This is a genomic window from Mucilaginibacter lappiensis (genome assembly GCF_050433765.1).
Lineage (GTDB): Bacteria > Bacteroidota > Bacteroidia > Sphingobacteriales > Sphingobacteriaceae > Mucilaginibacter > Mucilaginibacter lappiensis_A.
On sequence record NZ_JBNPWP010000006.1, the window covers coordinates 57,162 to 78,941 of the forward strand.

At 42.1% G+C, this 21,780-nt stretch carries 12 protein-coding genes and 1 tRNA gene; all 13 read left to right on the plus strand.

Going from position 1 to position 21,780, the window contains the following annotated elements; translation table 11 throughout:
* Positions 1-15 precede the first annotated feature (15 nt).
* The 13 genes from M2273_RS18710 to M2273_RS18770 all read left to right on the plus strand — a co-directional run bounded on the left by M2273_RS18710 (position 16) and on the right by M2273_RS18770 (position 21,777).
* A complete protein-coding gene (locus M2273_RS18710) occupies positions 16-2,082 on the plus strand; it encodes an HD family phosphohydrolase (protein WP_429399283.1) in 2,067 nt (688 codons plus the stop codon).
* A gap of 77 nt (positions 2,083-2,159) precedes the next feature.
* A tRNA-Ser gene (locus tag M2273_RS18715) sits at positions 2,160-2,249 on the plus strand.
* A 151-nt stretch (positions 2,250-2,400) separates the two neighbouring features.
* Positions 2,401-3,837, plus strand: a complete 1,437-nt coding sequence (locus tag M2273_RS18720; RefSeq protein ID WP_429399284.1) for a Shedu immune nuclease family protein — start codon at positions 2,401-2,403, stop codon at positions 3,835-3,837.
* A 301-nt stretch (positions 3,838-4,138) separates the two neighbouring features.
* Positions 4,139-4,816 carry an FISUMP domain-containing protein gene (locus M2273_RS18725; RefSeq protein WP_429399285.1) on the plus strand — a complete coding sequence of 226 codons (678 nt, stop codon included), beginning with the start codon at positions 4,139-4,141 and terminating at the stop codon, positions 4,814-4,816.
* Between the two features lie 260 nt (positions 4,817-5,076).
* Complete coding sequence (locus M2273_RS18730) at positions 5,077-7,830, plus strand: ABC transporter permease (RefSeq protein ID WP_429399286.1); 2,754 nt, start codon at positions 5,077-5,079, stop codon at positions 7,828-7,830.
* 102 nt (positions 7,831-7,932) lie between these two features.
* Complete coding sequence (locus M2273_RS18735; protein WP_429399287.1) at positions 7,933-8,538, plus strand: Crp/Fnr family transcriptional regulator; 606 nt, start codon at positions 7,933-7,935, stop codon at positions 8,536-8,538.
* Positions 8,539-8,606: 68 nt separating this feature from the next.
* Positions 8,607-8,978 (plus strand): DoxX family protein, encoded by a 372-nt coding sequence (locus M2273_RS18740; RefSeq protein ID WP_429399288.1) that lies wholly within the window; start codon positions 8,607-8,609, stop codon positions 8,976-8,978.
* 21 nt (positions 8,979-8,999) lie between these two features.
* The gene (locus M2273_RS18745; protein ID WP_429399289.1) at positions 9,000-9,593 is read left to right on the plus strand and encodes a DUF2867 domain-containing protein; all 594 of its coding nucleotides are present in this window, start codon (positions 9,000-9,002) and stop codon (positions 9,591-9,593) included.
* 400 nt (positions 9,594-9,993) lie between these two features.
* The gene (locus M2273_RS18750) at positions 9,994-10,527 is read left to right on the plus strand and encodes a phage tail protein (protein ID WP_429399290.1); all 534 of its coding nucleotides are present in this window, start codon (positions 9,994-9,996) and stop codon (positions 10,525-10,527) included.
* 245 nt (positions 10,528-10,772) lie between these two features.
* Positions 10,773-18,197: a cadherin-like beta sandwich domain-containing protein gene (locus tag M2273_RS18755; protein ID WP_429399291.1), complete on the plus strand. Its 7,425-nt coding sequence runs from the start codon at positions 10,773-10,775 to the stop codon at positions 18,195-18,197.
* Positions 18,198-18,420: 223 nt separating this feature from the next.
* Entirely contained in the window at positions 18,421-19,332 is a 912-nt protein-coding gene (locus M2273_RS18760; protein ID WP_429399292.1) for a PorP/SprF family type IX secretion system membrane protein, read from the plus strand.
* Between the two features lie 159 nt (positions 19,333-19,491).
* On the plus strand, positions 19,492-20,145 hold the full coding sequence (locus tag M2273_RS18765) for a hypothetical protein (protein ID WP_429399293.1): 654 nt from the start codon (positions 19,492-19,494) through the stop codon (positions 20,143-20,145).
* Positions 20,146-20,199: 54 nt separating this feature from the next.
* Positions 20,200-21,777 (plus strand): hypothetical protein, encoded by a 1,578-nt coding sequence (locus M2273_RS18770; RefSeq protein ID WP_429399294.1) that lies wholly within the window; start codon positions 20,200-20,202, stop codon positions 21,775-21,777.
* The last annotated feature ends 3 nt before the right edge of the window (positions 21,778-21,780 follow it).

A 21,780-nucleotide genomic window follows, 5' to 3' on the forward strand; every position in this document is an offset into this window, starting at 1 on the left:
TGGTTAATTAAATAAATGGCAAAACTATCTTCTTCGCGCCAAAAGGCTTTACTGCGCAAATATGCCCGGAATGTTAAGTTTTTGATGATGCTGCTAAGCATTGGCTTGATCGTGTTTTTTTTACCCAAGCAGGCAAAATTCAGTTATGAATATGAAAAGGGACGAATCTGGAACCAAAAGGACCTGATATCGCCATATAACTTTGCCATATTAAAAACTGCACAGGAAAATAAGAACGATCAAAAAGCAGCCAAAGAAAGTATAACGCCTATTTATCAGTTAGATCCTTCGGTCGAAAATCAACAGATAGAAGGCTTTAAGAACGATATTGAAATAAAATGGCATAATGCCGGTATCAACGACAGGCTTAAACCAAAGTATATTTCAATAGGTATTGATCTGTTGAAAGAAATATATGAAACAGGTATTTTAAAACTAAATGCCCAGTATCAGCTCAATTCAGAAAACTATCCTATAACTATTTTAAACAAAAATGTTGCCAGCGAAAAAAATACCAATGAGCTGTTTACCAGAGAAAAAGCCCTGGCTTATTGTGATAAAGTACTAAGTAAACGTACCGATGTAGATAAGGCATTTTTGCTTGACCTGTTACAGAACAGGCTGCAAACCAATTTGAGTTATGATAATAACTTAACCTCAAGGCTGGTGAACGAGGTAATTGATGGGCTGTCCATAACCCGGGGCATGGTTCAAAAAGGCGAGGTGATAGTTTATAAAGGATCGGTTATAAATGATGATGTTTATCAAAAGCTTGAATCATACAAACAGGCATTTGAGGATAATGCCCGTACAAACGGTAACCGCACACTGGTATTGCTGGGCCAGTTTTTCCTGGTATCCATAGCAATATCACTGCTCATGATATTCCTGTACCTTTTCCGTAAGGATATTTATGAGGATAACCGGTTAGTAAGTTTAATATTGCTGGTAGTTACGGCTATGCTGGCAAGCCTCTCGCTGGCCATAAAACTGCAGTTACCCAATTTATATTATATACCTTATTGTATAGTACCTATTATCATCCGTATTTTGTTTGATACCAGGCTTGCACTAAACATTCACCTGCTGGTGGTATTAATCGCGGGATTTTTTGTGCCGAACAGCTTTGAGTTTGCCTATTATGAGATCACTGCAGGTATGGTATCAATCTACAGTATTAAAAACCTGATCAGGCGCGAGCAGTTCCTGATATCGGCAGTTATTATCACCTTTACCTATTTCGTGGCTTTTTTGGGTATTACATTTATACGCGAAGGTACATTCCTGGATATTGACTGGATGGATTTTCTGCCATTTGTAGTGAGCGTACTGCTAACCCTGCTGGCTTATCCGCTTATTTATATTTTTGAGAAGATATTTGCCATTACATCTGATATTACGCTTATTGAGCTTACCAACACCAATGCGCCTTTATTGCGCGAACTGGCCTTTAACGCCCCGGGTACCTTTCAGCACTCTCTGCAGGTAGCTAACCTTGCCGAAAATGCCATATATACCATTGGTGGTAATGCCTTGCTGGTAAGGGCAGGGGCGTTGTACCATGATATTGGTAAAATGGAAAACCCTTTGTTTTTTATCGAGAATCAAAGTTCGGGCTTTAACCCGCATGATAAGCTGCCTTACGAAGAGAGTGCCCAGATCATCATCAGGCACGTAAGTAAAGGTATTGAGATGGCCCGTAAAGCCAACCTGCCCGAAATTGTGATCGACTTTATACGTACCCATCACGGTAATACCAGGGTCGACTATTTTTACCAGTCGTCTTTAAAGAATTTCCCTGAAAAATTCATCAACGAAAACATTTTCAGGTATCCCGGACCTATCCCTTTTTCGAAAGAAGCGGGTGTTTTGATGCTTGCCGACTCGGTAGAAGCAGCCTCGCGCTCATTAAAAGAGCCTGATGAAGAATCAATAAGTATTTTGGTTGACAGGATAGTAAAATACAAGCTTGATCAAAACCAGCTGAAAGACAGTAATATAACCCTGAAAGATATTGAAACTATTAAAACAATTTTTAAGCGGATGCTGATGAGCATCTATCATGTGCGAATAGATTATTAAAAATAGAACTTTTTTTTTGACAGGAAGCCTGAATTACTATATTTGCAATCCCGAAAAAAGGGGACAAGTTTAAAAAAGGAGAGATGCCTGAGAGGCCGAAAGGATCAGTTTGCTAAACTGACGTACTGGAAACGGTACCGAGGGTTCGAATCCCTCTCTCTCCGCCAGATTCTATTAGAACGCCAAAAGCCTGCAAATTTTGATTTGCAGGCTTCTTTGTTTCAATGGTGCGGTGATAACAGCGACCATGGGCTGAACGATTTAATCCTTTGATTGATTTGTGAAACATATGTAACTTCACTGCAAACAAACTTACTTATGGCAATCCCGTATCCGTCTGACTCCTTGCAACCTGAAGGATCTTTGGAAGTAGAGCAAATTTCTGATAACCTGTATCGTGGATATTTTACTCCTCCTCTCGCAGCCATTACTTCTTATGAAAAAGATCCTTCGGGATATAAAAGGTGTGTATTAGAGGTTGATAAAACAGCAAAAACCATAACGATAGTGCCATTTAGAGTATGGTCAGTAATCCCTATGAGCAACCGTTATTCAAAACTAGGGGAAATAGTTTTTGAGCTTTCCGGGTATGCGGAACGTTACCTTGAAGAAGACTGGGATCTTGAAAGTTTACTTTCCATGACAATTCCAGAAATCTTCACACAAGATATTAATTATGGGTTTGGCTTTAAAAAGCACTATACGCAAATCGCTTCCATTTTGGAAGAGTTAGGTATTAAAAAACTTGTCATTACTGCAAAAGAGAAAACCAGTGTTGAAACTGCTAAACACACGGCTACCATTCATGAAAGTGATTTGGAAAGATTCAGAAGAACGGTGGATACGATCATTAGGCGTTCTCAGAGTCTAACTGCGAATTTAAAGCGGGATGCGTTGAATGTTGAGTTATTTGCTGCGCTTGACAGTACCGGTATGGTTTCAAAAGCTCCCGGAAAACTATCTAAAGAGGAATTTGTAGCCTTAGTCGGGAAAACGAATCGTTTTGTTGAAAATGGCGCAACCCCGGCTGAACAGAAAGAGGCACTTACTGTCATACGTAAAAATGCCAACAAAATTTTTGAGCAACAGCCTCAGGAATTGATCAAATTGAAAAATGACCTTGAACTTGTCAATCTGGAACAATTGATTGAAAAGTTTGAAGTGATGATCGAGAAAGGAGTTGGTGAAGCTCAATGGCAGAACCTTTTCCAGCAAAATCCTTTTATCATCAGCATGGCATTCGGAATCCCGGTAGTGAACGTCCAGGGCCAGGCTTCAGTTGGTGGCCGCCGATTGTCTGGAGGGGGCGAAAAAATCGCGGACTTTTTGGTCAAAAATTCCCTGAGCAACAATACTGCAATAGTGGAAATCAAAACTCCTGCAACTAATCTGGTCTATGCAAAGGCTTACCGAAGCAGCGTCCACGGCCCGTCTCAAGAACTCAGTGCCGCAGTTAGTCAGGTGCTTGATCAGGTTTATTTACTACAAAAAGAAATCAACAACATAAAAGTAAACTCAAAAACCTACAACATAGAAACTTATCATGTTCATGGAATATTGATTGCTGGATTAACTCCGCAGGGTACTGATGAGCAGAAATCCTTTGAATATTTCAGAGCTAATTCCAAGAATGTGCAGATCATTACTTTCGATGAGTTGCTGGAAAAACTGAAATCTTTATACCAGTTCCTATTGCCAGATAAGCCGCCGGCCAAAACTCCTACAAATGGCGATGAGGATGATTTACCCTTTTAATGAAAGTCCCTTCTGCTGGCGAACGCGTGTCGCGTGTGCTTTCATCAACAAGTTGTTCATATACATTAAGATCACACGCGACACGCGTGCGCCAGCATAGGCAAGTACCGAAACACCTGTAAACGCTTTTCATTTATTTTTATACCGACCTTCAAAAAAACAAAGACATTCTGTGTTGATGGATATTTTATAATAACCTTTCTAATCGAATATTCGCTGGTTCGGGCTCTGTCTGGGGAGCAAAACCAGATTACTTCGAATAATCCGCCTTTTTATTGTAATTTTAATAAAGCCTTTGCCAATGAAGCCTAACCTGCTGTTACTTTTATCTTGTCTGCTGCTTGTTGCTGCCTGTAAAAAGGATGGCAAAAAAGAACCGGTAACTTCAGAAATTACTATATCCGGTACCGTGTACCCGACCATTAAAATAGGGCAGCAGGAGTGGACGGCGGTTAATTACGACGGGCCGGGCGGCGTGGCGGGCCATTTTTACGCACCCAACCCAAATTATTTTTATACCCAGGCTGATTTAGCGGGCTTAAAGCTGCCCGCGGGCTGGCGTATACCTACCGTTGCAGATTTTAATAAACTGATGAGCAATTTTACCACCCAAAAAGATACCGACGGCAACTTCGTAGTGGATTATGATAAAACGCTCGCGCTAAAGTCAACGTCGGAATGGGAAATTAGCTACCCTTCCGATAAGCAGGGAACAAACACTTCGGGGTTTAATGCTTACCCGGCGGGGTATTATGCCTACCCATATAACGAAACACCGGGAAACTTTGCAGTGTTTTTAACCGCCACGCCGCTGCCGCCGGCAAAAGTTACCGTTCACGCCACTTATTATTCGTTTATTATAACTCGGCTGTATCCAAACTTTTCCAGTGATGATTACACCAGGTGTTCCAGTTGCTTTTTAGACAGGGAGCATAATACCGACACGCCAAAATCGGTGAGGTTTGTGCGGGATAATTAAAGGTTTACCCGCTACTTAAATTCGCTTAAAACATACATTTGATCTAACAACTGGTTCGTAAAACACCCAGTCTGGGATTGTCATTTTGGACAAGTCACGGCAAAACCGCACACCCATTGTAACGTTTTCGTACGGCAATCAGCAAGTTGTTATTTGTAAACTATTTATTTTCAATGAATTATACATTTGGCACGAAGTTTAAATGTTATGACAACATTTACCGTATCGTTTAAAAATATGCATTAGCCCGGTTTATTCAGATGAAACTTAAAGGTCGGATATTGGAGCTGGCGGTTAAAAAATTAGCCCGGGAAGCCACTGTTGAAGAATTAAGGGAACTGGATGATCTCCTGAACAAAGATCCTGATGCATCGGCAGTATTACGTTTATTGCTGGCGAAATGGACAACCAACGAACAAATGTCTAAAGAGGATACTGATCGCAATTTTGCAAAATTAATGGGGCGGATCAAAGCTGTTGAATCACATCAAATTCCGCAGACTGCTGCGTCAAACTATAAAAGGCAACCCAAAAGAAAATTAATTACGTACCTTGAAAATGGAATGACCATGATAAAAAACTATCTAAGGAGTGCATTTCGGAATATCAAAAGGCATCCGTTTATTTCATTCATCAACATATTTGGTTTAACCGTAGGGTTAACCTGCTGCCTGCTTATTTTAAGCTATATTATTAATGAGCGCAGCTATGATAAATTTAACGCCAATGCGAAGGATATCCGCAGGGTAACGCGTATTTTTTATGCCAGTAAAAATGTGGAGAGCCTGCATTTAAGCGCGATTGCGCCGCCCTTTGGGCCTTTACTGCAAAGTGCATTTCCGGATATTAAAAAAATAACGCGGGTTTTGCCTATCCACACTACGGCCTTTCACTATAAAGACAAGCTGTTTAACGAGCAGAATAGCGTCTTTGCCGAAGATAATTTCTTCGACTTTTTCACTGTACCTGTGGTTAAAGGCGACCCAAATAATGCGCTGAAAGAGCCTTACAGCATTATGCTGAGCGAAGCCATGGCGCATAAATATTTCGGCGATACCGACCCGATCGGCAAAGGCATATTGCTGGATAACGTTTTCCTGGGTAAGATTAAACACGACTTTAAAGTTACCGGTGTATTTAAAGCTTTTCCTGCCAACTCACACATGCACCCCGACATACTGATGTCGTTCAGCACCTTAAAAGATCCGGCAATTTTTGGCGCGAACAGCTTAGATAACGATTTTGGTGGTAATGCCTTTTTTACCTACCTGCTTTTCCCCAAGGACTATAATACCGACAGGATTGAAAGCCAATTGCCTGATTTCCTGGATAAATACGTACACCTTGGCGGTATGGCCGGAAACGCTAAAACACATGATGGCACCAAACTTACGTTTCAAAAGCTCGCCGACATACACCTGCACTCACATCTGGATGATGAGTTTGAAGAAAACGGCGATATCAAAAGGGTATACATATTTTCGGCTATCGCGCTGTTTATTTTGCTGATAGCCTGCATCAACTACATGAATCTATCCACCGCGCGTTCGGTATTGAGGGCAAAGGAAATTGGTATCCGCAAGGTTATCGGCGCTCAGCGAAAGGAGATCATTAGCCAATTTTTAAGCGAATCGGTAATGATTACCTGCTTTGCACTTGCATTGGCCATGGCTCTGGCGGCATTTCTGCTGCCCATGATAAACCATTTGGCAAACACCCATCTCGCGTTTAACAGCCTGCTGCAATGGCAAATTTTAGTGCCCGTTTTGTTGCTGCCGTTTATCATAGGCCTCATCAGCGGTATTTACCCAGCCATTTTTATGTCGTCGTTTTTACCGGTGAAGGTTTTGAAAGGTATTATAAAAACCGGCTCAGGCGGCGTGTCGTTCCGCAAGGTGCTGGTTGTTGTGCAGTTTTCTATTTCGATTATCCTGATAGTAGCTACTACCGTGGTGTACCGCCAACTGCAATACATTCAAAAAGCCGATTTAGGTTTCAATAAGGACGCCGTTTTAACAATGGGGTATGTTGGACAGCTACATCCTCAATATGATGCATTTAAAGCAGATTTACTTAAAAACGCGGCGATAAAAGAGGTTGGCCGCTCATCGCGTATTCCATCAGGCCGCCTGCTCGACTACCAAGACGCGACAGTTTTGGTAGATGGCGTAATGAAACCCATTAAAGGCGACCTGAAATACATCAGCGCCGATTATGGCTTTATACCCACTTATGGCATGAAAATGGCCGCCGGACGCAATTTCTCGAAAGAGTTTTCAACCGATACCAATAACTTTATTGTAAACGAGGCGGCGGTACGGTCGCTGGGCTGGAAAACCCCGCAAAATGCTATCGGTAAGGATATTACGTATGGAGATGTCAGCGGTAAAGTTATCGGCATCGTTAAGGATTTTCACTTCGAGTCGTTGCACCAGGCAATTACTCCGCTGATATTTCGATTGCCATCGAACAACGGTTATCATGTAATGTCGGTAAAGGTAAATAGTCGCAATGTCCAAACCGCAGTGAGTTCGCTGCAAGCCACCTGGCATAAATATCTGCCCGAAACTCCTTTTGATTTTAACTTTCTGGATGATAAATTCCGTCAACTATACAACAGCGAACAACAACAGGGCAGCTTGTTTACCATATTCTCATGCGTCGCTATATTTATCGCTTGTTTGGGGCTATTCGGATTGTCGGCGTTTACTATTACCCAGCGGGTTAAGGAAATTGGCGTACGAAAGGTACTGGGAGCAAGTGTGCGGCAAATTGTACTTGAGTTATCAAAGGATTTCCTGCTGTTAGTTTTGATATCAGCTGTAATAGCTATCCCGGTAGCCCGATGGTCGATGCATGAATGGTTGGCTGATTTTGCTTTCCATACTGATATGAGCTGGTGGATATTTGCGGCAGCCGGCATTATAGCGCTGGTAATAGCATTTGTAACTATCAGTTTTCAATCTATTAAAGCAGCACTGGCTAATCCTATAAAGAGTTTGAGAACGGAATGATTGTAGTATATCCATTTATATACGATGGAAATATTCTATAAAGTCGCTTTGAAAAAATTAAGTGGTTTGTAATTCGTTTAAAAACTTTAATTGCTCTGCTAAATGGTAGAAACCATACATAACCTTTTAACCGGCAAAAAAGGAATGGACAATTTTTTTTCAACAGTTTCACAATTCACAAACTTATCTGCTGACAGCAAAGAAGAACTTTCATCGTGCCTAAAAAAATTAGAGTTTCCCAAAGGACATATTCTTGTAAAGCAAGACACGGTTTGTAATTTCGTTTATTTTATTGACAGCGGTTTAACACGAACTTACTATTTGAAAGATGGAAAAGATGTTACCGACTGGATTAGTGACGAAAATTCTTTTGCTTCTTCCATTATTAGTTTCATTACCCGAAAACCCGACAGGCGGACAATTGAATTGTTGGAACCTTCCGTTCTTTTTTCACTTCACTACAACGATTTGGAAAACCTTTGCAGCAAACATCATGACATTGAAAATCTTTTCCGAAATCTTGTAAGTTTTGGCTTAGTACAATTGCAACAAAAATTTGACGACTTACATTTTTCAAGTGCCTTGCAACGCTATCAAACTTTAATGGCAACTCATCCTACATTTATTCAGCGTGTTCCGCTTGGAATGATTGCTTCTTATCTTGGCATCACTCAGGAAACTTTGAGCAGAATTCGTTCGCAGGCTTAATTTTTTGACAATTATCAAAGGAAATTACTTACAGTGTTCTGTTATTTGTGGAAGCAAATAACAATAATATGAACACTACTCTTTGGATTCTTCAATCATTGATTGCCGCTATATTTTTGTATTCGGGCGTACAAAAATCAATTTACTCCGAACAAAAATTGGTCACAAGAGGACAGACGGGCGTTGAAGGTTTGTCCGCTGGTCTAATTCGTTTCATCGGCATATCAGAAATTTTAGGAACAATAGGGATTATTCTTCCTTTGTTGCTTCATATTCTTCCTGTCCTGACAACAATTTCCGCCATCTGTTTTGCTGTCATTATGATTCCTGCCGCAATAATTCATTACAAAAGGCACGAACCCAAAAATGTTTTTACCAACTGCGTTCTGTTTCTAATATGTGTGTTTATTGTTTATGGTAGGGTATACCTAACAAATTGACGAAAACGGCAGTTGTTAACAATGCAACGCCTGCTGTTTTTGAACATTACAATCCAGACAATGACGATTATTAAAACAACACTTCCTGCAACTTCGCTGCTTAACCAGACCGGCAGGAGATATGATTATGCAGACAGTTTCCAAGGCATAATTCCCGACAAAGAAAATAAATTACAACCTGCTGGTATTTGCAAAGCTTTTTTTTTATCAACCCCAAAGTGGATTAAAAAATTGCTTGGATTGAGAAATGTGATCGTTGGTATGTTCGGACTTAAGACTTCCGGCAATGTTGATCCAAAACAAATGTTAGAAAACTTTAAATGCGATCAGGGTGACCGAATTGGACTTTTCAAAGTATTTGAGAAGACGGACAATGAAGTTATTTTAGGTGAGGACGACAAGCATTTGAATTTTAGGATTTCATTTTTTTTAGACAAATTCAGAGAGAACGAAAATGAAAAGCAACTAACAATTTCAACAATTGTTGTATTTAAGAATTTATTTGGCCGACTTTATTTTTTACTCATCAAACCATTGCACAAATTCATTGTGCCGGCTATGTTAAAATCAATCATACAATCAACGGTTACAACAGGTACGTCAAATTATCATTAAACAAGCTTAAAGTGCACCAAAGATTTCCTTTTATAGAAAGCACAATTTAAAATAAACCTTTTTTACCCTTAAAAGCACCTTTAAAAAAGCGGATTACACCCTATGCTGCCTTTTAACTAAAACAGACATTTGTGATGTAATATTAAAGCAGGTAGCATTACAGTAGTTCTTTTTACAAATTTTAACCTCCAGTTAAACATAACCTTTGCGTAATAATTAATTATGCTTTGTAATGGGGGTGGTGCTCTTAATTCGTAATTAAATTAACCAGATGGTAAATTTCATAAAATATTGATAATTAGGCTGATATTTGTTGAAATAAGCTATAATATCATATATATTTACCAACCAGTTTTAAACCCACTATTTAACTTATTAACCAAACCTAAACTTTATTACTATGGAACCTTACATTGGTGAGATCAAAATGTTTGCGGGCGATTTTGCCCCGCGTGGATGGGCGCTTTGCGACGGAAGATTATTACAAATTGGACAGTGGCAGGCATTATTTTCATTGATCCAAACTTATTATGGCGGCGATGGCGTATCAAATTTCGCTGTGCCAGATCTGCGTAGCCGTGCACCAATTCAGCAGGGACAGGGTAACAACTTATCTCCGTACTATCTCGGTCAAATGACAGGTTCAGAGTCTGTTGTTCTTTCAAAGGACCAGATGCCTGCCCACTCACACCTTATTAACGCCAATTCAACCGGCGCTAACCAGGTTTTACCAACCAGTTTTTACCCGTCGGCCCTTATTGATTCTGTTTCGGGTGAAAGTACAAGCCTGTATTCAGATGTTACGCCTGATGTTACTTTAAATGCAGGCACAGTATCAACAGTTGGAGGTACAACCGCGGTAAAATTAGTTCAGCCTGTTTTAGCTGTAAACTTCATTATTGCTCTTGAAGGTGTATATCCGCCAAGACCATAACCATTAATCTTGCCCCCGGCGCGGATATAGCAATCTGCACCGGATAAAGTAAAAATGTTACCCCTGTTTCTTATTTATTTAACCATAAATAAGGCAGGGGTAACACTATATCATAGCACTTTAGCTTACGAAAGAAACAAGCAGCCAGTTTGAAATATCCCTTTAACAGTTTAAGGACAATTGCATAAAGTTAAAATATAATAACCAAGCCTATCTACAACCGTCACTTGCTTAAATCCCCCAAAATGAAAAAACCTTTACCCCTTTTAACTAACCTGTTTAAAGTTAATCTTCGCAATCTTTTAACGGTCTTATTGCTTTTGTTTTTAGTTGGCATTGCCGCGCAAAGCCATGCACAGGTATATTATTTAACCAATGACGCCAATAAGGATACCAAATCGGCCGATGACGCGCTATACAGGGTTAAGGCGGATGGCTCTGAGGCAATCAGCCTGTTTTCAGGATTTGCCTATTCGCCCACGATACTGGAGATGGACCTGCCTAACAACAGAGCATTTGTGTATGAAACATATTCGTTAACCCCGCCCACCGGATTAAGCATAAAGGTAATTAATTTAAATACGGGTGCTGTAACAACAACCATCCCGGTTACATTAACGGGCAGGATACAATCAATAAAATATGATCCTGTTGGCAATTATATTTATTATGTGGTGCAGGATGGCTTACCATCAACAGCAACTGCAAATGACGCGCTTGTAAGGGTAAGGCCCGATGGCAGTGCCTCGACAACACTAATAACCGGCTTTTGTAAAAACCCATCTTTCCTTGCACTCGATATTGCCAACAACAGGGTATTTGTTTATGAAAACTTATTCGCCGACCATTCATTTATAACACTCAGTTTATCAGATTATACAGCCTCGGTAGCCAGGGTATCGCCAACAACCGCTGCATCGGGATCTATGTTAGGCATCGATTGTGATTATGACCCTGCTACAGATTATATTTATTTTTTAACATCTAATAATACAGGTGCGATAACTGCCAATGATGCGCTTTATAAGATGCGTTCTGACGGTACCGGCCAGGTTGCTATAAAGTCGTCAATTGCCAGTATTCCCCTATACCAGATGGCGCTTGATGCAGGTAACAACAAAGCGTATATTTATGACAACCTTTCAACCCACAGGGCAATATTCTCAGTTGATCTTACCACCGGCAATACAACAGAAGTACTCTCTGTTCAATCCTTGCCAGCAACTGGCGTTGCCCCGGGGCTTTGGGTTCCTAAACGTGCATTGCTTACAACAACAGCAGCAACCATTATATCGTCGGGCTCGGTAACAATTGGGGGCAATATAACCCGGAGCGACGTAGCGGTTACAGAAAGGGGAGTAGTTTATAGTTCTGTAAACGCATTGCCGGTTATAGGTACCGATGCCAAGCAGGTAATGGGTAGTGGTACAGGCACTTTTTCGGCAAGTATTACCGGCCTCAACCCTGTAGCAACTTATTATGCCCGGGCATACGCAACCAGTAGCGCCGGTACTTCGTACGGCGCTGTAAAAAGCTTTATAACTTTATCCAATGATGCCAATCTTACAAGTTTTGCACTCAGTTCCGGTACTTTAAGTCCGGTATTTGCACCGGATACAACCGCTTACACTGCAAATGTAACTTACAATGTAACTTCAATAACTGTTACCCCGGTGATTAAGCAGGTGAATGCCACAGTGAAGATTAATAACACAACTATTGCTTCAGGTTCTGCATCCGGGGCGCTCAGTTTAAATCCGGGTAGTAATACCATCACAACTATCGTAACCGCGCAGGATGGTTTCAGCACAAAAACTTACACTACCACTATTACCAAGGACAAAACCCCTCAAACCATCACTTTCAATAGTATCCCCGCGGCAACCTATGGGGCGGCAGATTTTACTTTAGGAGCGGTAGCAAGTAGCACATTGCCGGTAACTTATACCAGCGATAATGACAATGTAGCCACGGTAACCAGTGCCGGTCTTGTGCATATTGTGGGCGCCGGTACTGTAAATATTACGGCAGCGCAGGGGGGCAATACTACGTACCTTGCAGCATCAAATGTTAGCCGGCAGCTAACTGTAAACAAAGCAGTATTAACCTATACTGCCGATGCCACATCGCGCGATTACGGCGCAGCCAACCCAACCTTTACGGGCTCTGTATCCGGCTTTGTGAATGGCGATACCCAGACAACTGCCACTACCGGTATACTGCTTTTTACTTCAACAGCCAATGCTACATCACCGGTTACAACAAATAATACTAAAATTATACAATATGAAATAACCGGGAGTGGATTAAGTGCTGCCAACTATAGCTTTGTACAGGCTACTGCAAATAATACTACCTTAACGCTTAATAAGATTGTTATTACTTATACTGCTCAACCAGCTACCAAGGTTTATGGCGCTGCAAATCCGGCATTTAACGCAGTGTTTACCGGCTTAGCCAACGGCCAGACTATTGACCAGGTACTCTCTTCTTTTTCGTACGCTACCACCGCTACAGTCAGCAGCCCTGTTGGCAGCTACCCGGTAACCGTAAACGGCTTAGATGCGCTCAACTATACCTTTACGCCAGCAGCCGCAAACGCTACCATATTTACCATAACCAAGTCCGATTTAACGTTTACTGCGCAGGCAGCCACCAAACATTATGGCGAGGCTAATCCTGCATTAAGCGGCGTCATAACGGGTTATGTCAACAATGAAACCGCTGCTACTGCCTTGACAGGTGCGCCGGTTTATAACACCACAGCCAGCGCAACCAGTAGCGTTGGCAGTTACCCCATAACACTAAGCGGGGTAACTGCAGCCAATTATAACATAACAGCCGCTGCTGCTAACAATACAGCTTTAACCATCACCAAAAATACACTGAGCTATGTAGCCACGCCGGCAAGCCGTGCATTTAATACGGCCAACCCATCGGTAACAGGTACCGTAACAGGCTTTTTAAACGGCGATACCCAGGCATCAGCAACAACCGGTACACTTAGTTTTAGCACAGCCGCTACATTAAGCACACCGGTAGGTACCTATGCCATCAATGGCTCGGGACTAAGCTCAGACAATTATACTATTGGGCAGGATGCTTCAAATGCTTCGGCGTTTTCGATATTCTTATCAACCAATGGTAATCTGAGCAGTTTATCTATCAGCGAGGGTGCTTTGTCGCCATCGTTTGCATCGGGTACCAATAATTACACGGCTACGGTTGCTACAGGCATTACTTCTTTGACAGTTACACCAGCTTTGTCTGATGTTAATGCAAGGGTGACCGTTGCCGGTAACCAGGTAACATCTGGCACGGCATCGGGCAGTATCTCCTTAAATGTTGGATCCAATACCATTCCTGTAAATGTAACCGCACAGGATGGCACCACCAGTAACCCTTATAATATTATAGTAACCCGTTTGCCATCTGCAGATGCTACGTTAAGCAGTTTCAGTATCAGCACCGGGGTGTTGCCGGCACCGGATGCGTACAATGTGTATAGGACTAACGTAGGTAATACGGTAACCAGCTTTGACCTTACAGCCGTAGTTCATGAAGCCAATGCTACATTAATGGTTAACGGTACACCATTTACGTCAGGCACGCCGGTTACCCTGCCGCTCAGCTTAGGTGATAACACCTACAGTGTCGTGATCACCGCGCAGGACGGCACCACGCAAAATTACTATGGCCTGATTATTAACCGAGCCTTCTCATCAAATAACCTGCTGAACAGCCTGGCTGTGAGTGAAGGTTCGCTTAGTCCGGCTTTTGACAACGCTACGCTTAACTATACAGTGCAGGTGAGCAATGCAACCAAATCCATCGATATTACACCCACCTTTGATGCCACAGCTTACGGATCCCATGATGGCTTGCCTGCACCATCAGGGTCGCCTTTTACAAGCACACTTGCTATAGGCGATAACCAGATACCTGTAACTGTAACGGCACAAAACGGAACACCAAGAGCCTACAATATAACCGTAACCAGGGCAACATCGACCGATGCCACATTAGCCAATTTGGGTATCATGACCACCATTTCGGGGCTTGATGTGCCTTTTGACAGTGGTACTTATACTTATAACACCACGGTAACCAGCGATGTAACCGCCTTCCACCTGAACCCTGTTGCTACAAACGATGGCTCGACGATAACCATTAACGGGACGGCTTTAAATACTGCTAACGGTAACGCCATCACGCTCCAATACTTTTCGGTAGCTGAACCTATGGAGATAGTAGTTACTGCGGGCGATGGAACGACTCAAAAAACCTACACCGTAAATGTAACCAGGAATTTCTCGACAAATAATTTGCTGCAAAGCTTAACGATGAACATCAACGGGACAATAACACCGCTGATCCCTGTATTTGATCCGGCAACGAATGATTATACGATGGTCATTAGCGATCCTACTGTAACCGGTATTATAATTGCACCTGTGGCACAGGATAGTCGTGCCGAACTAAGGGTAGGCGGAGCGCCTGTAAACACAGGAGCATCAAGGTTTGTAGCCTTACAGGGTGGCGTGAATGTTATACCTGTAAATGTTTTCTCATTAGGTGGTGGTAACAATACCTATAATATTACCATCAATCGGGCATATTCATCAAATGCAGGTTTGATCAACGTTATCCTGTCAGGTAACGCGCAGTATTCTGCTATTATTAACCAGGTCGATAACAACCTTACTGCCAATATTCCTAATAATGTAACGGCTATCAGTCTTATCCCTAACGCATCTGACCCTGGCGGTACGGTTATCACGGTAAACGGTTATGCTATATCTGGTGGTGCATCTGGCAGCTTGCCGCTTGCCGTAGGTGATAACATATTTACGGTAGGTATTACCGCGGCAGATAACTCTAATACACAATATTATACCGTACATGCTATAAGGCTGCCATTTACCGATGTTACGCTCAGTTCGTTAACGGTAGATAAAGGCGCTCTTGCACCCGCTTTTGCGCCGGGCACCACAAGTTATACTGTAGTTGTAGCCAGCAGTGATGATGCTATTACGGTTACACCGGTGGCTTCGGCAGCAGACGCAAGCGTAACAGCAGGCGGACAAACCATTAATGCTTCAAATCCTTCGTACACCAACAGTGGGCTTTTTGCAGGTAATCAGCGAATCACCGTTAGGGTAACCGCGCCCGATGGTGTGAACTTTACAAGTTACGCATTAAACGTGCTCCGTCCATCTGTTAACCAGGCTTTCCTGGGTAATATTGTATTGAGCTCCGGGACAATATCGCCTGCGTTTTCCCGAAACACCGTAAATTATACAGCAACGGTTGCAGGTAATGTATCGTCCGTCAACTTTACCCCGGCAACCGCCGAGGCAAACGCTACCATCACGGTGACCAATGCAGGTAATACCACGGTAATTAATTCGGGTACACCATCTGCTTTGATTCCGCTAAATACCGGTGCTAACGTGGTAACTACAACAATAACCTCGCAGGACGGTAGTACTACTAAAACATATACAGTAACTATAACCAGGGCAGTTGCATCTGCTGATGCTACTTTGGCTGGCCTTGGGTTAAGTAACGGCTCCCTTAGTCCTGTATTTAGCAGTGGTAATAATACTTACCTGGCAAGTGTAACTAATGCGGTAAGTAATATAACTATAACTCCTTCGGCTGCAAATGCTGCTGCAATAATAGATATTGGCGGTACAACAGTTGCTTCTGGTTCTGGTTTGAGCATCCCTTTAAACCTGGGCGATAATTTAATTAGTATTACCGTAACAGCCGCAGATGGCACTACAACCGAAACGTATACCGTAACAGTTAACAGGGCCGCTCCATCTGCCGATGCAACTTTGGCCGGTTTAAGTACAGACGCCGGCACAATTAGCCCGGTATTTGATACAAGTACAACCAGCTATACAGCTACGGTAGATAATGGTGTAAGTTCTATTACACTTTCTCCTGTTTCCAATAATCCCGATGCTATTATTTTGGTAAATGGTAACCAACCCGATGTGGCAAGCGGTACGTTTAATATCCCGCTAAATGAGGGTAGTAATGTGATAACAACGGTGGTTACCGCGCAAGATGGCACTACCAGTAAAACTTATACGTTAACAGTAACCAGGGCAGCTTCACTTTCTAATAATGCCAATATATCGGCAATAAGTCTAATATCGGCACCAATAGTGAGGATAGGTAAAACAAGTAACTATACCGCGTCTGTAAGTTTTTCTGCAATTAGTGTACAGCAAAAAGTAACGTTGAGTGACAGCCATGCAACTGTTAAAGTTAATGGTGTAACCGCAATATCAGGGACACCTGTAACAGTGGCACTTAACGCGACAGGTGTTACAACTATTACAACTGTAGTAACAGCCGCAGATGGTATTACCACCCGTACTTACACCATAGCCGTGAGTAAGAATGGAACATCAAATGCAAACCTTGCATCGCTATCTTTAAGCGGCGTGGTATTGAGCAGGGTAGGTAACACAAGTAATTATACCGCATCTGTAAGTTCATCTGCAATCAGTGTACAGCAAAAAGCAACATTGAGTGACAGTAATGCAACTTTTAAAGTTAATGGTGTAACTGAAACCTCAGGAACACCTACAACGGTGGCACTTAATGCTACAGGTGCTACAACTATTACAACTGTAGTGACAGCCGAAGATGGAGTAGCTACAAGAACATACACTATAGTTGTAAACAGGGTTCCGTCATCAAATGCGAACCTTGCATCGCTATCTTTAAGCGGCTTGGTGTTGAGCAGGATAGGTAACACAGGTAATTACACCGCAGCTGTAAGTTTTTCGGCAGTTAGCGTACAGCAAACCGCAACGTTGAGTGACAGCCATGCAACTGTTAAAGTTAATGGTGTAACTACAGCATCAAAAACACCTGCAACAGTGGCGCTTAATGCGACAGGTACCACCGTTATTACAACTGTAGTAACAGCCGAAGATGGTATTACCACCCGTACTTACACCATAGCCGTGAGTAAGAGTGGAGCATCAAACGCGAACCTTGCATCGCTATCATTAAGCGGCGTGGTATTGAGCAGGATAGGTAACTCAGGTAATTACACCGCATCTGTAAGTTCATCTGCAATTAGTGTACAGCAAAAAGCAACATTGAGCGACAGCCATGCCTCTTTTACAGTAAACGATATAGCTGCAACATCTGGCACACCTACAACAGTTGCGCTTAACACGACAGGTACTACCGTTATTACAACTGTAGTAACAGCCGAAGATGGAGTAACCACAAGAACATATACTATAGCTGTAAGCAAAGCTGCGTCATTAAATACGCTGGCTTTGCACACTTTTGATGCTGGTTATAATAGTACCGCTATTGCCCCAAAATCAAATGACTTAAACCATAGCGATGCGATCATCGTTCATCAGGCATTATCGCCAAACGGTGATGGTATTAATGATTATCTTACTATTGATGGTATTGAAAATTATACCGATAACCATTTATCAATCATGAACTCGGGCGGTGGGCTGGTTTACGATGTCCGGAGTTATGGTGTTAACGGTAAAGTGTTTGATGGTCATTCCAACAAGGGCGGTAACCTGCAAAAATCAGGTACCTATTATTATTCGCTTGAATATAAGGATGGTAATGAAACCAAACGCAAAACCGGGTATATCATACTTAAATATTAATAAACCTGCTACCGGTATCAATTACCGGTAGCAGGTTTTTCTGTTTTGATGGGCAATTAAACTAAAAAGGGTGAAATCAGCCTGGTAAACATGGGTATTTAGGTTGATATACACTATTGCCAAACCAATAAGTACACCTATAATTACTTTAGTTTTTTAGCTCTTAAAATAGTATCAATTTTCAATATAAACATTAAAAATAAAGGGATAGAAACGGGTATTTATGTTCAAAATAACAACAATTTTAAGTCTAAGTCTGCTGCTGGTATTAATAACCGGTAGTAGGGTTTTTGCCCAGCAACAGATTTATAATTACAGCCAATACGCCGATAACCTTACGTCGGTAAATTCGGCTTATTCAATGCTTGATAAAGCCGGTTCGGTGAGCGTGCTGGGACGCAAGCAGTTTATAGGAATAGACGGGGCGCCAAGCAGCTTGATGTTTAATGCCAATTTCCCTGTTGAATCAATTAATAGCGCAGCAGGGATTTATGTACTCAATGATCAGGCCGCTGTTGAGCACCAGATAGAGTTTAATGCGTTTTTTGCTAAAGGGATACAGTTAACCCAAACCAGCTACCTTGCCGTTGCTTTAAATGCGGGTATTCGCAACTATGTAGGTAATTACTCTCAGTTGGATGCATCAGATCCACAGTTTATGAATGATGTGCGCGAAACAAAACCCAATATAGGTTTTGGAGTGATGTTATATAGCGCCCGCTACTACCTCGGCCTCTCGGTGCCTGAGTTTACTATCCGTAGTTTGGGTACAGCATCTGAACAGCAGGCCAATTACCTGCGCACGCACTATTACTTTACAGGTGCGTACCTGGCCGATGTGAGTGATGATGTAAAATTTAAACCGGCAACACTGGTGTCCTATTTAAACGGATCGCCGGTTCTGGCAAATGTATCAGGTACATTATACCTGAAAGAGCAACTGGGCGTAGGGCTAAATTATCGTACCGATAAAAAAGCTGCGGCTATGCTATCGGTGATTGGCAAAGCATTCAGGGTAGGGTATAGTTATCAGTTTGGCACATCGTCAAATAACCTGGGTGGTATAAATATTAACACGCATGAGGTAAGTATAAGTTACAGGTTTGGCAATGTGACTGAAAATAAACTATTGTAAAGAAATATAACCAAAGTAGATATAACTAAAGCGAATTAATAGCAAGTAAAAACCGCTAAACGTGTAAACTATGCTTTAATATATAAGAATTTTATGTAACCGGCGGATACCGAAAAGCCTTAAAAGAGTAGGTAAAAATAAACCTAAACAAAAAATACAGTGGCATCTCCCATCACACAATTAACCCAGACCGAACAGCAGCACATGCTTTTCCTGTTCCTTCCTGTAAAAAAGGAATCATCAGAAAGTGTTAATGAAGCATTAACAACACTTAAAAACGCAGTAATACCCGGCGATGATATCCGCGCTTTAACAGGGGTACACTTTTTTATGTTTTATTACTTGCCGGCAGGTAAATCGGCCGGGCTTCCTATACCAAGCTTCGAGGCTATGGATGACAGGGGCTTATTTGTTGTACAGGCAATTTATGATGCTGATTTTGTGCCTTATATCAGCTCCTTTGTTGATAACCCCAAAATAGAATTTGGGCTCAACCTTGTATTAAGTGCAATGGATGAAACAGGTATTGTGAAACCTACAGACGGAACTTCGGCAGTCCGCATCCTTGAAAGAGGTGGGGTGAAGGATAATAAAGCCGCATTTAATTGTTTATTAATGCGGTATAATTTTTCTGATCCAACCATACCGGCGGCCACAACATCTGCACCGGGGCAAAAATTCATCCTTGGTTTTACCTTCCCGGGCTTAACCATAGGCAAAATATTAAAGAACTATCCCGATGCACAGGATCTGTGGCCTTCACCGGCAGTGCCTATTCATTTTGATCCATCAGTACCACCCGAAGAGTGTTAAATAATTGCCAGGCCCTGCTGAAATATGCAGGGCCTTATTTAAAATCTATTCTCCATGATGAACCTAAATCTGAATGCTATTAATACCGTCGCCGAGCCTAAACTTGGCGATATACAAGGTTTAATACTACGGGGTTATAATTTACCCTACGTTCGCTACATTGTGTTTAAAATAAATGATGCGGAAGGCGCACGGCTGTTTTGTAAAAAAATATTGCCAGGCAGTGCCGAATTACTTAAGGTTACAACAGCCGCCCCCTGGAAAAATGGCCAAAAGCCGGATTATTGTTTAAATGTTGGTTTAACTGTTTTCGGCCTTAAAAAACTAATAGATCAGGATCAGTTTGAAACTGTGAATAACGATAGTCTGGAATTTTTTAAATGGTTTAAATCCGGGGCTGTCAAAACTGCTGGAAAAATTGGTGATACCGACGATAGTGCACCAACTTTATGGTGGAAAAGGTCTGGCGGATGGCTGGCGCCCCAGGATCCGGTTGCCGATGGATCAGACCTGCACGTACAGGTAAGCCTTTTTGCTCATGACAGTGATTGCCTCAAAAGCTATTATCAAACCCTGTTAGGGATGATTCCCGCAGGTGCTAATGGAGCGTCAATGACCGCGGTGTTTTTTAAAGATTCAGAACCGTTACCTAAAGGCAACGATTATATTCATTTTGGGTATAAGGATAGCTTTTCGCAACCGAGATTAGCCAATGTACCATGGAATACGGTGCAGGGGCGTTTATTATCGGGCAAAAGCCTTATTGACGATAGGAAAATTGTGCCACTTGATAACTTTGTTATCGGTATAAAAAATTTCTCTGATGATCCCCTTGCTCCTGCATATGCCCCTAATCCGTTGTTGGAGAATGGGAGCTTTGCCGCATTTAGGTTATTATATCAGGATGTAAAGGCTTTTAATAAGTTTATAAATAATCCTCCGGAAGGTGCAAGCCCTGAGTTGGTGGCCGCAAAAATGTGTGGTCGATGGTTTGACGGAACGCCGCTGGTGGTTTCGCCAGATAAACCAAACCCCGACCTGAAGGATTTTGATTATACAAATTTCAACTACATTAACCATACACCTAACCAGCAGGGTAAAGGCCATAATGACGACCTGGGGCGGCTATGCCCGTACGCTGCTCATATCAGGCGCACCAACCCAAGAGATGATACAAAGGTAACCGGGAATAAAAAAGCTGATGGCACTCCATCTTACGCGGAGTCGCGACGGATTATGCGCAGGGCAGGGCCTTATGGTCCCGATTATGTTGAAAACGAACCAGAAGGGATTCAAAGAGGATTAGTTGGCCTGTTTATTTGTTCCAATTTAAGTGAGCAGTTTGTGTTTATTATGGATTCGTGGATACGGCAGGGCGGTTTCAGGTCAGAGGATGGCAGCCCCAATGCCAGTGGTTTCGATCCGCTATTTGGTCCGCCTAATAAAAGTATATCAGACTATAATGAATTTGATTACTTGCCTGTCAATCCTGGTGATTCCTATGTAGAAATGAAAGGCCTTGAGCGTTTTATCCGTACAGATGGCAGCTTACTCTTGTTTTTGCCGGGAATAAAAGCGCTCGAAGATCTGTCGAACGGTGTAATACCCATCCATCCTCAATCCAAATTATAAATC

Coding starts and splice junctions, on each gene's coding strand:
- M2273_RS18760 (WP_429399292.1), top strand. CDS start 18,421: ATGTTCAAAATAACAACAATTTTAAGTCTAAGTCTGCTGCTGGTATTA.
- M2273_RS18725 (WP_429399285.1), top strand. CDS start 4,139: ATGAAGCCTAACCTGCTGTTACTTTTATCTTGTCTGCTGCTTGTTGCT.
- M2273_RS18710 (WP_429399283.1), top strand. CDS start 16: ATGGCAAAACTATCTTCTTCGCGCCAAAAGGCTTTACTGCGCAAATAT.
- M2273_RS18770 (WP_429399294.1), top strand. CDS start 20,200: ATGATGAACCTAAATCTGAATGCTATTAATACCGTCGCCGAGCCTAAA.
- M2273_RS18755 (WP_429399291.1), top strand. CDS start 10,773: ATGAAAAAACCTTTACCCCTTTTAACTAACCTGTTTAAAGTTAATCTT.
- M2273_RS18730 (WP_429399286.1), top strand. CDS start 5,077: ATGAAACTTAAAGGTCGGATATTGGAGCTGGCGGTTAAAAAATTAGCC.
- M2273_RS18745 (WP_429399289.1), top strand. CDS start 9,000: ATGCAACGCCTGCTGTTTTTGAACATTACAATCCAGACAATGACGATT.
- M2273_RS18750 (WP_429399290.1), top strand. CDS start 9,994: ATGGAACCTTACATTGGTGAGATCAAAATGTTTGCGGGCGATTTTGCC.
- M2273_RS18740 (WP_429399288.1), top strand. CDS start 8,607: ATGAACACTACTCTTTGGATTCTTCAATCATTGATTGCCGCTATATTT.
- M2273_RS18720 (WP_429399284.1), top strand. CDS start 2,401: ATGGCAATCCCGTATCCGTCTGACTCCTTGCAACCTGAAGGATCTTTG.
- M2273_RS18735 (WP_429399287.1), top strand. CDS start 7,933: ATGGTAGAAACCATACATAACCTTTTAACCGGCAAAAAAGGAATGGAC.